Source organism: Neobacillus sp. 19, from assembly GCF_049463095.1.
GTDB lineage: Bacteria > Bacillota > Bacilli > Bacillales > Cytobacillaceae > Neobacillus.
The window spans coordinates 45,573-56,757 of sequence record NZ_JBMPZU010000043.1 but is presented as its reverse complement, the minus strand read 5'-3'; the positions used below and the strand labels follow the sequence as shown (position 1 = coordinate 56,757).

General features: G+C 43.6%; 12 protein-coding genes. 4 read left to right on the top strand and 8 right to left on the bottom strand.

Translation table 11 applies throughout. The features are described from left to right. From ACO1D1_RS14045 to ACO1D1_RS14035, 3 genes are all read right to left on the bottom strand, one after another. A partial coding sequence (locus ACO1D1_RS14045; protein ID WP_423336266.1) for a hypothetical protein occupies positions 1-317 on the bottom strand: 317 nt, incomplete at its 3' end. 35 nt (positions 318-352) lie between these two features. Beyond that, complete coding sequence (locus tag ACO1D1_RS14040; protein WP_423336265.1) at positions 353-2,071, bottom strand: molybdopterin-dependent oxidoreductase; 1,719 nt, start codon at positions 2,069-2,071, stop codon at positions 353-355. Positions 2,072-2,342: 271 nt separating this feature from the next. Beyond that, positions 2,343-2,708: a winged helix-turn-helix transcriptional regulator gene (locus ACO1D1_RS14035; protein WP_149869944.1), complete on the bottom strand. Its 366-nt coding sequence runs from the start codon at positions 2,706-2,708 to the stop codon at positions 2,343-2,345. A 205-nt stretch (positions 2,709-2,913) separates the two neighbouring features. Here ACO1D1_RS14035 and fdhA point away from each other — a divergent pair, with 205 nt between their 5' ends. The 4 genes from fdhA (at position 2,914) to ACO1D1_RS14015 (ending at position 5,358) form a co-directional block, all read left to right on the top strand. Beyond that, positions 2,914-4,131 carry a formaldehyde dehydrogenase, glutathione-independent gene (gene fdhA / locus ACO1D1_RS14030; protein ID WP_423336264.1) on the top strand — a complete coding sequence of 406 codons (1,218 nt, stop codon included), beginning with the start codon at positions 2,914-2,916 and terminating at the stop codon, positions 4,129-4,131. Positions 4,132-4,177: 46 nt separating this feature from the next. After that, a complete protein-coding gene (locus ACO1D1_RS14025) occupies positions 4,178-4,600 on the top strand; it encodes a GlcG/HbpS family heme-binding protein (protein ID WP_423336263.1) in 423 nt (140 codons plus the stop codon). A gap of 166 nt (positions 4,601-4,766) precedes the next feature. Continuing rightward, positions 4,767-5,027 (top strand): hypothetical protein, encoded by a 261-nt coding sequence (locus ACO1D1_RS14020; RefSeq protein ID WP_423336262.1) that lies wholly within the window; start codon positions 4,767-4,769, stop codon positions 5,025-5,027. Positions 5,028-5,055: 28 nt separating this feature from the next. Continuing rightward, positions 5,056-5,358 carry a hypothetical protein gene (locus tag ACO1D1_RS14015; protein ID WP_423336261.1) on the top strand — a complete coding sequence of 101 codons (303 nt, stop codon included), beginning with the start codon at positions 5,056-5,058 and terminating at the stop codon, positions 5,356-5,358. A 56-nt stretch (positions 5,359-5,414) separates the two neighbouring features. On the opposite strand, the gene ACO1D1_RS14010 is transcribed toward ACO1D1_RS14015, so the two are convergent. The 5 genes from ACO1D1_RS14010 to flhA all read right to left on the bottom strand — a co-directional run bounded on the left by ACO1D1_RS14010 (position 5,415) and on the right by flhA (position 11,182). After that, the gene (locus tag ACO1D1_RS14010) at positions 5,415-6,344 is read right to left on the bottom strand and encodes a manganese-dependent inorganic pyrophosphatase (protein WP_149869940.1); all 930 of its coding nucleotides are present in this window, start codon (positions 6,342-6,344) and stop codon (positions 5,415-5,417) included. 119 nt (positions 6,345-6,463) lie between these two features. Next, entirely contained in the window at positions 6,464-7,165 is a 702-nt protein-coding gene (locus ACO1D1_RS14005; RefSeq protein WP_423336260.1) for a sigma-70 family RNA polymerase sigma factor, read from the bottom strand. An 18-nt stretch (positions 7,166-7,183) separates the two neighbouring features. Continuing rightward, on the bottom strand, positions 7,184-8,053 hold the full coding sequence (locus ACO1D1_RS14000; RefSeq protein ID WP_423336259.1) for a MinD/ParA family protein: 870 nt from the start codon (positions 8,051-8,053) through the stop codon (positions 7,184-7,186). Then, positions 8,031-9,155: a flagellar biosynthesis protein FlhF gene (gene flhF / locus ACO1D1_RS13995; RefSeq protein WP_423336258.1), complete on the bottom strand. Its 1,125-nt coding sequence runs from the start codon at positions 9,153-9,155 to the stop codon at positions 8,031-8,033. The genes ACO1D1_RS14000 and flhF overlap by 23 nt, the downstream gene beginning before the upstream one ends. After that, complete coding sequence (flhA, locus tag ACO1D1_RS13990; RefSeq protein ID WP_423336257.1) at positions 9,152-11,182, bottom strand: flagellar biosynthesis protein FlhA; 2,031 nt, start codon at positions 11,180-11,182, stop codon at positions 9,152-9,154. Before flhA ends, flhF begins: the two co-directional genes overlap by 4 nt. Positions 11,183-11,185: the final 3 nt, after the last annotated feature.

The window sequence follows — 11,185 nt, the reverse complement described above, 5'->3', positions numbered from 1 at the left end:
ATTCCCTTTATGGCCAAACTCCTCCACCCCGTATTGATCGAAGCCGTCCTCCTGCTTCCCATACGGAATAGCGCGTGAGTTCGTCGAGCCATTTGCCATCCACGTTTCGGACCGGCCGAGCAAATCCCGTGCTGTTTCAAATATTCCTCATATGGAGCCATTTGTTTCGCTTTCATTTTCAGTTTGGCCCCGAGTTCCTGGGCTGCTTTATTTGGATGCTCATGTGGATTCGTGAATAAGCGGTATTCCTCCCACAAAAGGCGATTCACTTCATGCTGGTCCTTAAGAAGATCATTTTTCTTTTTATCCCATACCATACCAAACAAAACATCAAATGCCGGCTTGTCGCCAATCAGTTTTCCGATCCAGCACTCGCTTTGCTACCTGAACAATCGCCCATAAATCCCATTTGGCCTTCACCCGGCGGATCCACACATTTTTCAAAAATCGACGTCCGTCGTTCAGCATTCCCGAATTGACCTTCACGCTCAACCCACATGGCTGCCGGGAACACCACATCTGCCATTTCCGTCGAGCGGTTTGGATACACATCGGAAACAACGATAAATCCATCAATGACACCTTTCCCATTCGCATCTTTTCCGCGATATCTGTTTAACTTCGGATTTGTCTGCCCCCAGTTATTAGACATACTCCATAAAAATTTAATCTTGCCGTTTCCTAACTCACGGAACATTTTCATCGTGTGCATGCCCGGGTTTTCAATAGGATCCAAATATCCTTGCGGCAGGTTCCAAATCATTTCGGTGTAACGGCGGTGTTCCGGATTTTTTACAACTAAGTCTGACGGCAATCGATGGGAGAACACCCCTACTTCACGTGCCGTTCCACAGGCACTTGGCTGACCCGTTAACGAAAATGGACCGCTGCCCGGCTTAGAAATTTTCCCTGTGAGCAAATGAATGTTATATATGAGATTGTTCATCCAGGTACCGCGAGTATGCTGATTGACACCCATTGTCCAAAGGGACATAATTTTTTTCTTAGGATCAGCAAATTCCTTTGCAAGCGTTTCAATATCTTTCGCAGGCACACCAGACATCTCCGCTGCTTTTTCCAACGTATATTCCGATACCCTTGTCTTAAACTCTTCAAAGGGAATAACCCAATCCTGATCAGCTGCTTTTCCCACATCTGTGGCTTCGTAATTATCATCAAAGGTATGACCGAGGTTTTCTGTACCTGCTTTGAACTGTGTATGTTCATTGACAAATGTTTGATCATATAAATCGTTTTGGATCAGGTAATTGGCAATGGCATTGGCAATGGCTAAATCAGTTTGCGGCCTGAATATCATGACGACATCAGCAAGCTCCGAGGTCCGTGACTGTCTTGTCGTTATGTCATAGTGCTTGACAGCGCTGTTTTTCAGTTTGCGAGCTGTCAGGCGCGAGTAAAGAACCGGGTGCATTTCCGCCATATTGGCTCCCCATGTGACATACACATCTGTTTCATCTAAATCGCGATAGGAGCCCATCGGTTCATCGGATTGGAAGGTTGTCATAAAGCCGGCTACAGCACTAGCCATACAATGGCGGGCGTTCGGGTCAATATTATTGCTCAACAGACCTGCTTTCCATAGCTTTACGGATGCATACCCTTCCATAATCGTTTGTTGTCCCGACCCATAAAAAGCTACGGATTTCGGATCAGCATCGTAGGCCTCTTTCATGTTTTTCGCGACTAAGTCTAATGCCTCTTCCCACGAGGCTTCCCTGAATCCTTCCATTGTGCCTTTTTTGGATTTATCTTCACGAATCAGTGGCTTTGTTAACCGGTCTTTGCCAAACAAGATTTTTCCGACATAGTATCCTTTAATACAGTTTAGCCCTTTGTTTGAACGGTTTTCCGGATCCCCTTTAGTGGCAATAATCTTTCGGTCCTTCACACCGACTAAAATACCGCACCCTGTACCGCAGAAACGGCACACAGTGGTCTTCCATTCATCTGGTTCAATACTTGCTGCTTGTGCACTGTTTAGTACTGAACTTTTGTCCTTTTTACTGCATCCCGCTGCTGCCAGCGTCATAGAAACAGCCGTTGCTTTCAATAAAGATCTCCTTGTTAATTCCAAGCCCGTCAACTCCCTTATGAATCAGGTTTAAGGTGAAAATCTATAGCTTAATAGTAAGCGACCAAGGAAATTTTTAGGGTGAGTTCACCTATCGTTTACAAAAAATTCACACAAGGAAAGCGATTTTTGTCACAATTCTGACAATCCTATGTTTGCAGTATTTTTACTGTTTCAACGATAAAAAGCCAGGAACCCAAGTTTAATGGGCCTGGCTATTAACCTGCTATATTATGAAACACCAAATACATTACTCGCGCTTCGCAAAGTATTTAATATGCTGCTTTCCCCAATCGTACATCATAAAGACGAGAGGCATGAGGCTTTGACCCAATTCTGTTAGTGAATATTCTACTCTTGGTGGAACTTCAGGGTAAACTTTTCGATGGACAATCCCGTCTTCCTCTAACTCTCGAATCTGGGTTGTAAGAACTTTATGTGTAATTTTTGGAAATAATCGCTTAATTTCAGTGAATCGTAAAGTGCCATCCGTCCCTAAATAGTAAATAATGGTTATTTTCCATTTGCCGCTTATTAGGGAAAGAGTAAATTCTTTTTCACAATTAAATTCACCATTTTCGATTTTCTTTTTTACTTCCGATCGTAAATCATCCATTCATTGTCCCCCTTCCCTATGTATCCTAAAAGTATCCTATAAGTAACCATCTCACAAAAAAGTGCGTTCTTCCATAAAAAAGAATTATTTTTTAGAATTAAATTAAGATAGATAATATTCAAACTTAAATGTTCACCTAAGAACTCTATCTGTTGTTGGCAATCCATATCCTAAATATAAAAGCAAATGAATGGAGGAACGCAAAATGGCAGGAAACAGAGCGGTAGTGTACAAAGGCCCAGGACGTGTAGCTGTTGAAGATATTAGCTATCCTGACTTAGTTTTAAGAGACGGACCCGGAGTAAATCCTTTAAACGTTGGTCGTAAATGTGACCATGGAGTGATTCTAAAAGTCGTAACCACCAATATTTGCGGCAGTGACCAGCATATGGTGCGCGGGCGGACGACTGCTCCGTCAGGACTAGTTCTCGGTCATGAAATCACAGGTGAAGTCATTGAAGTTGGGCGTGACGTGGAATTTATTAAAAAAGGCGACCTTGTTTCGGTCCCATTTAACATTGCCTGCGGTCGCTGCCGCAGCTGTAAAGAGCAAAATACTCACATTTGCGAGAACGTGAATCCGGACCGTCCGGGCTCAGCTTACGGTTATGTCGACATGGGCGGCTGGGTTGGCGGCCAATCCGAATATGTTATGGTCCCTTATGCAGACTTCCAGCTGCTAAAATTCCCTGTTAAGGATCAAGCACTAGAAAAGATTCTTGATTTAACGATGCTTTCCGATATTTTTCCAACAGGTTACCACGGAGCGGTAAGTGCTGGTGTAAAGCCTGGTTCCACAGTATATGTTGCTGGAGCTGGACCTGTTGGCTTAGCAGCGGCTCATTCTGCTCAACTTTTAGGGGCATCAGTGGTCATCGTCGGTGACTTGAATAGTGAGCGGCTGGCTCAGGCGAGGAGCTTCGGTTGTGAAACTGTTAATCTTAAAGAATACCCAAATCTTGGCGAACAGATTGAACAAATTTTAGGGGTTCCAGAAGTTGATTGTGCTATTGACTGTGTCGGCTTTGAAGCCCATGGACATGGCGCTGGTGCGGGCGAAGCCCCGGCAACTGTATTGAACTCGATAATGGAAGTTACCCGTGCCAGCGGACGCCTTGGGATTCCAGGACTTTATGTGACCGGCGATCCTGGCGCCATCGATGCAGATGCAAAAATTGGAACCTTAAAGGTTCGCTTAGGACTTGGCTGGGCAAAAGCACATACTTTTGTGACAGGTCAAACGCCGGTTATGAAATATCACCGCGACTTAATGATGGCCATCCTAAGCGGAAAAGCACAAATTGCCAAAGCTGTGAATGCTACTTTGATTTCTTTAAATCAAGCACCCGGTGCTTATGCTGAATTTGATCAGGGGGCTTCCAAGAAATTCGTCATTGACCCACATGGAATGTTAAAAAATTAATTTTTATGCAAATATAAGAAAACCAAATTAGGGAGGTAATTATAAAATGACCAAAATGACATTAGACTTAGCGAAAGAATTAATTGCAGGTGCTGAAAAAGAAGCAAAAAGCATTGGGGTTTCTATGGTTATTTCAGTAGTGGATGAGGGTGGAAATTTGGTTGCAGTCCACCGGATGGATGATGCTTGGTTAGCCAGCATTGACATTGCTCAAAATAAGGCATGGACATCAGTAGCTTTAAAAATGCCTTCAGCCAATTTAGCTGATGCCACCGTTCCTGCAGCTGAACTTTATGGTTTAAATACAACCAACAATGGCCGGCTTGTTGTATTCGGCGGCGGAATCCCACTTGTCCATGATGGAAAAGTTATTGGAGCAGTTGGGGTTAGCGGTAGTACCGTTCCACATGATATTCAAGTAGCAGAGGCTGCTGTTAAGGTATTTAATCATAAATTTTTAGCAGTATAAAAACTAAATAATACCGCGGCTAAAATACGACTATATTTTCCCGCTTTTCCTTCCTAACTCCGCCTTGTTTTTTAAATAATGAGCAATCTTACTGGACTAGCCCATTCATGTCCGTACCGTAAAGCATACAATAACACATCAAAAAAAATTAAAGGCGGAGAGTGGTATGGGATTATATATAAATAAAAAGAATTATCCGGAAGTATATAAAAATAATCAGAGTCCCAAGGAACCAAATCAGCAGTTATCTCGGCAAGATTCCTTATCAGAGCTGATAAATGAACAGCAAAAAGCCAATGCTGCCCTTACAGAAGCACTGGCTGAATTAGGTTTGCGTTATTCCCAGCAAGAGGAATCAAAAATAAATCAATGGAACCAGATTGACTCACAATTGCAGGACCTTAAGCAACCGGTTAACAAAGAATGAAGAGGTTAATCAGCAGCTTTCGCTGCAAATGAATGAACAACTGGAATTGCAAAAAATCGCTGCCGAGAAATTGGAGAAACAAGACGACTTTCAAAGCGGTGTACTTAAGCGATTGGATAATCAGGAAGCCTTATTAGATAAACTGGCTCGGCAGGTGAACCATATTCGCTCGATTCTTTTTGAACGAACGAATTATTTAGCGGAGAGAATTGAGGATGGCTACAAAGTAACTTCTTCATATGTCTATAAATTGATGACAGGCTCCGATCAGCCATTAACCTTTTTCCTGATGAATCATAAGAAGGAAGAACCTCAAAAACAGCCTGAATAAAAGGTGAGGAAAAAAAACCGTTCATGCCGCAAAACAGCATGAACGGTTTTCTTCAATTATTTAGTAAAAATATCTGTTAATACAGGGACGATTTGCTTCTTACGGGATACAACACCCTTTAATGTTGCGGTATGATTTACGAGGTTGACGTTATAAGCCTTTTCGACTGCTTCAGCTTTACTGCCTAAAGCTAAACCAACTGAATCATTTGTTAAGATATCCGTTACCACAAATAGGAATAAATCCAAATTCTTTTCTTCGATGATTGCCGATATGGCCGCTTCCAATTCCGCTTGGCGCTCAAGAACATCCGCAGTGTCCACCACATTCACCTGGGCAATTTCTACTTTGCTTGCGCCCATCTCAAATCCCTTTGCATCGAGGCTTAATAGCTCTGACACGGATTTATCGCGAACATCAGCGCCTGCTTTTAACATGTCCAAGCCATAGCTGTCCGCATCGACTCCAGCGATTTCTGCCAATTCACGTGCAGCCGCCACATCTTCTGGTGTGCAGGTAGGTGATTTAAACAATAAAGAGTCAGAAATAATCGCGGATAACATCAGGCCAGCAATTTCAGGTTTAATCTCTTTACCATTTTCTTTATACATTTTATTTAAGATCGTTGCGGTACAGCCAACAGGCTCGCAGCGGTAATATAATGGGTCGCTTGTCTCAAAATTCGCGATCCGATGATGGTCGATGACTTCAAGCACACGAACATCTGCGATATCATTGGCACTTTGCTGGCGTTCATTGTGATCGACTAAGATAACGGAGCTGACTTCAGCAGCAACCGCTTCAACCAAACGAGGAACATCTGCGTTAAATTTTGTTAGCGCAAATTGTGTTTCACCATTAATTTGGCCAAGACGAACCGGCTCGACGTCCATTCCTAATTGTTTTTTTAAATCTGCATAAGCAATCGCAGAACAAATCGTATCTGTGTCCGGATTTTTATGACCAAAAATCAATACTTTTTCCATCTTACTACTCCCAATCCGTATAAAATTATGTAGGACAACCCAATAGCCATGAGAATGACCCTAACGAAAATTATATATGATTACGTTAGAGGTTTCAAAAAAAAATATCTAGTGAAGCATCAAATCGTAAACCCATGGGTTACAGCAAACGTGCGCAATCGTTTGATTGCCTGTGAATGGAGCTGTGAAATTCGGGATTTATGGACATCCAATACTTTACTGACATCTGTTAAACTTAAGTTTTCGTAATAGACTAAGGACAAGACAAGTTTTTCTCTTTCCGGCAGTGCATCAATTAGTGCCGCTAATTGTTGCCTTCGTTCCTTTGTCACCAGCCATTCCTCTTGTTTTTGAAAATAATGGTCCTCAATTTGAAGATAGACCGGAGCCTCTTTTTCGCCTTCATTATTCGGAACATTAAGGGATTCTTGTTTAATAGAAGCCAAAAGAAGAAGTGTTTCTTCATATTCCTTCACAGAAATACCGAGATGTGCACTCATTTCCTGGGCTGTTGGCTTCCTTAATAGGGTTTGTTCTAATGTTTCCCATCCATCGCGAAATAATTTTTCTTTTTTTCGAATCGAACGTGATGCGTGATCGGTTTGCCGCAGCCCGTCAATGATTGCGCCGCGAATCCGTTGAACGGCATAGGTTTCAAACTTTACTCCTTGAGAGGGGTCAAATTTCCGGGATGCATCCCACAGGCCCACCATCCCGGAAGAGAACAGTTCACCTTCATCCGCCTGGTCCGATAATTGCTTCTTCATCTTTGTTACAACCATTTTAACCAATGGAATATAAGGTTCAAGTATCTCTTCCATCTTTAGTTCCTCCATTGATTAAAAATTTAGCATCCTTGACAATTTACGGACAAAGCCTTTGATACCGCCGTGTCCATCCTCTGACGTGCTTCCGGTAACAAACCGTTCAGCAAGTCTTCTGAGTGTTTGGGATGCTTGAGAACGGGGTGCAGCCAAACAAAACGGAACCTGTTTTAAAACGGACTGGAGCACATGGGGATCTTCGGGTATCGCACCGAATATTTTGATGTCCATCTGTAAAAAGGAATGGACCGCTGCTTTGAATTTACTTGCCACTTCCATTCCCTCCTTTGGATTGACCACACGATTAATCACAAGTTGAATGGAGATGGATGGCTGCCGACCATGCAATATTTTGACAACGGAATAGGCATCGGCGATGGCAGTCGGTTCACAGGTTGTAAGTAACATTACCTCATCCGCGGAAAGATGGCATTGCTGTGATTCGAGTGTCAGACCTGCTCCGGTATCAATAATGATGGTGTCCGCATACCCATGCAGTTTTTCCAACTCAGCAAAAAAGTAGCTTCTCTCCTCTTCCTGGAGCTGCAATAGCTTGGTAAATCCTGACCCGCCGGCAATATATTCTAAGCCATTCGGTCCTTTTTCTAATACATCCCAGACACTTTGCTTTTGTTTAATCATGGAAAGCAAATGAGCTTTCGGGGTCATCCCCATTAAAATATCAATATTCGCCATCCCGAGGTCAAGATCAACTAAAACGACTTTTTGTCCTAATTCCATTAAACTAAGGGCAAAATTTAACGCGAAATTGGATTTTCCTACTCCGCCCTTCCCGCTTGCAACCGTTACAACACGAGAGTGCCTTACAGGTTCTGACAAGGTTTTCGATAACTGCCTCAAGCTATAGGCTTGGTCTTGCTGCATGCTTATCAACCCCCAATATCTTTTTTGCCATCTCATTTGCCTTTGCCGCCATGATGTCCTGCGGCACTGCCTGGCCGATACTTATATAAGATAATGGATATGGATAGTGGTATAAGATATTTAGGGCGGCACCGAAACAGGTCGTTTCATCCCATTTTGTTAAAATAAGTTTATCAATCGGAACGGACTTCATCTTCTCAATGACTACCTTCATATCTCGCCAGCGAGTCGTCATACTCAGGACTAAATAATTTTCCTGCGGTGCATCAAAATGAAGATATTGATTAATCTCATCGATATATTCATCTTCAAGGTAATTTCTTCCCGAACTGTCCATCAGCATGATTTGGCAGCCCTTTAAGCTGTCAATCGCATGCGGGAGCCCTTCCGGGTTGGTCACAACCTCAACAGGGACATTTAAGATGTTTCCATAGGTTTTTAACTGTTCAACGGCGGCAATTCGGTATGTATCAGTGGTTAACAAACCAACTCGCTGCCGTCCTTGCAATACCCTTGCTGCTGCCAGCTTGGCAATCGTTGTCGTCTTACCGACTCCAGTCGGGCCTATTAATGTAATCAAGAAGGGGCTTGAGCTGGCCTCTTTAGTGATTCCTTCTTCTAAAAGCTGCTCGATGATGGCCAATAAGGTTTGTTCAATGGTTTCACTAGGAAGATCCTCAAAACTCGCAAATTTCAGCGTTATTCTTTTGATAATATAGTGGATAACTTCCTCATCAACTTCCTGGTCCCGCAGCCTCACGACCCATTTTTCAAGCGGCTCAGGAATACTTGTAGATGCCGGAGCAACATTCACAAACTTGCGAATTAACCCTTTTACTTCGGACAATTCCTTTAACACCTCTTCGTGCGGATCCACTGTCACTAGCTCTTGTTCATCAGGAACAACCTCTGCTGCTTCTTTGCTTTCCGCCGCAAGATCACTTGCAGCAACCACCTCAACCTTCCGGCGACGCAGAAACCAGAAAAGCCCTGATGCCTTCACCGGTTTTGTTTTTAAAATAATCGCATTTTTCCCCAAATCTTGAAAAATCAGCGGGTAAGCATCGGATAAATGATCAACCACATATGTTTTAATAATCATACATTCACCACTCCAACACTTTGAACTTCCACACTTGGTTCCAGCTCATTATAGGAAAGGATGGGTATATCGGCAAAAGCCCTTTCTGTCACCTGTCTCACATACATTCGAATCCCTGCAGATGTCAGGATGACCGGGCGGATTCCCATTTGGGATGATTGCTGAATCGACTCTGTAAAGGAATGAAGCATTTGCTGGCTTGATTCAGGATCGATCGCTAAAATATCCCCATGCTCCGTGCGCTGAATCGACTCGGCTAATTTCTTCTCAATTCCGGCGCCGACACGAAGCGCATGAATGACGCCGTTTTGGGTATGCTGTGTGGTTAATTGCCGTGACAAGCCTTGGCGGACATATTCCGTTAAAATATCCGGATTTTTCGTATAGACGGCATTATCGGCTAATGCCTCGAAAATCGTTGATAGATTCCGGATGGACACTTGCTCCTTTAACAGCTTTTGCAGCACCTTCTGGATCTCACCGACCGACAATGTCTGACCGACAAGCTCCTCCACTAATGATGGATAGCCTTCTTTCACATGATCAATTAATTGTTTCGTTTCTTCCCGTCCTAATATTTCATGGGCATAAGATTTAATCGTTTCGGATAAATGTGTGCTGATGACGGAGGAGGGGTCAACGACTGTATAGCCAAAAAGCTCGGCATGGTCCTTCATTTCTTCATTCACCCATAAGGCCGGCAGACCAAATGTAGGCTCCGTAGTTTCGATGCCTTCAATCCCATGTTCTTCAGCACCGGGATTTAACATCAGGAAATGATCGAGCAGAATCTCACCGTTCGCTACTTCATTCCCTTTGATTTTGATACTATAGCCATTGGGGCGGAGCTGGATATTATCACGGATTCGAATGACAGGCACGACTAAACCTAATTCCATGGCAATCTGCCTCCGAATCGCTACCACTCTGTCTAATAAGTCGCCGCCCTGATTGGCATCGGCTAGTTTGATCAGTCCGATGCCAAACTCAAATTCAATCGGATCCTCACGCAAGAGGTTAAAGACATTTTCCGGCTTGCGTACCTCCGCCAGCTCTTGCTCCGATTGAAGGGTTTCCTTCGCTTCCTCAGATTTGACACGGCTCCGCTGCATCGAATAACCGCCGAAAGCAATTAATCCGGCAATTCCCCATGTAAGGACAATACCAATCGGGGTCACAATGCCAAGCAGGGCAATCACTGCCGCCACTATGTACAAAAGGACAGGATAGGCAAAGATTTGCTTTGTCAGGTCATCCCCAAGACTTCCGTCAGATGCTGCTCTTGTCACCATGATTCCTGTCGCCGTAGAGATTAATAGGGCAGGAATCTGACTGACTAAACCATCACCAACAGATAGCAGGGTAAACGTGCTCAACGATTGGGAGAAATCCATTCCGTGCATCGTCATTCCGATGATGAAACCGCCGATCACATTGATGAACAGAATAATAATTCCGGCAATCGCATCCCCTTTAACGAATTTACTCGCCCCATCCATGGAACCGTAAAAGTCGGCTTCTCGTTCAATCTTTTGCCGGCGGATCCGGGCATCCTTCTCGCTGATCATCCCGGCATTTAAGTCGGCATCAATGCTCATTTGCTTTCCCGGCATGGCATCCAAGGTAAAGCGCGCAGCCACTTCAGCTACCCGTTCTGCCCCCTTCGTAATCACGAGAAATTGAATTATGACCAAAATTAAAAAGACGATGAAACCGACGACCGCATTCCCGCCAATGACAAAGTTCCCAAAGGCCTCAATCACGTTTCCTGCTTTTGCTTTTGACAAAATCGACCGTGTACTTGACACATTCAATGCCAGCCGATAAAGTGTCGTTAATAGCAAGAGCGATGGAAAGATCGAGAAATCAAGCGATTCCTTCGTATTCATAGCAATTAATAGGATTAAAATGGAGATCGATAGATTTAAGATTAATAGGATATCAAGCATAAATGTCGGCATCGGAATCACCATCATGACGACAATCATGATCACGGCCACCAATACGACAAGATTTTTAAGTTTCATTAC

What these genes read in the sequence shown, in the direction of transcription:
- ACO1D1_RS14035 (WP_149869944.1), bottom strand. Translation starts at nt 2,708, where the DNA reads ATGGATGATTTACGATCGGAAGTAAAAAAGAAAATCGAAAATGGTGAA.
- fdhA (WP_423336264.1), top strand. Translation starts at nt 2,914, where the DNA reads ATGGCAGGAAACAGAGCGGTAGTGTACAAAGGCCCAGGACGTGTAGCT.
- ACO1D1_RS14025 (WP_423336263.1), top strand. Translation starts at nt 4,178, where the DNA reads ATGACCAAAATGACATTAGACTTAGCGAAAGAATTAATTGCAGGTGCT.
- ACO1D1_RS14020 (WP_423336262.1), top strand. Translation starts at nt 4,767, where the DNA reads ATGGGATTATATATAAATAAAAAGAATTATCCGGAAGTATATAAAAAT.
- ACO1D1_RS14015 (WP_423336261.1), top strand. Translation starts at nt 5,056, where the DNA reads ATGAATGAACAACTGGAATTGCAAAAAATCGCTGCCGAGAAATTGGAG.
- ACO1D1_RS14010 (WP_149869940.1), bottom strand. Translation starts at nt 6,344, where the DNA reads ATGGAAAAAGTATTGATTTTTGGTCATAAAAATCCGGACACAGATACG.
- ACO1D1_RS14005 (WP_423336260.1), bottom strand. Translation starts at nt 7,165, where the DNA reads ATGGAAGAGATACTTGAACCTTATATTCCATTGGTTAAAATGGTTGTA.
- ACO1D1_RS14000 (WP_423336259.1), bottom strand. Translation starts at nt 8,053, where the DNA reads ATGCAGCAAGACCAAGCCTATAGCTTGAGGCAGTTATCGAAAACCTTG.
- flhF (WP_423336258.1), bottom strand. Translation starts at nt 9,155, where the DNA reads ATGATTATTAAAACATATGTGGTTGATCATTTATCCGATGCTTACCCG.
- flhA (WP_423336257.1), bottom strand. Translation starts at nt 11,182, where the DNA reads ATGAAACTTAAAAATCTTGTCGTATTGGTGGCCGTGATCATGATTGTC.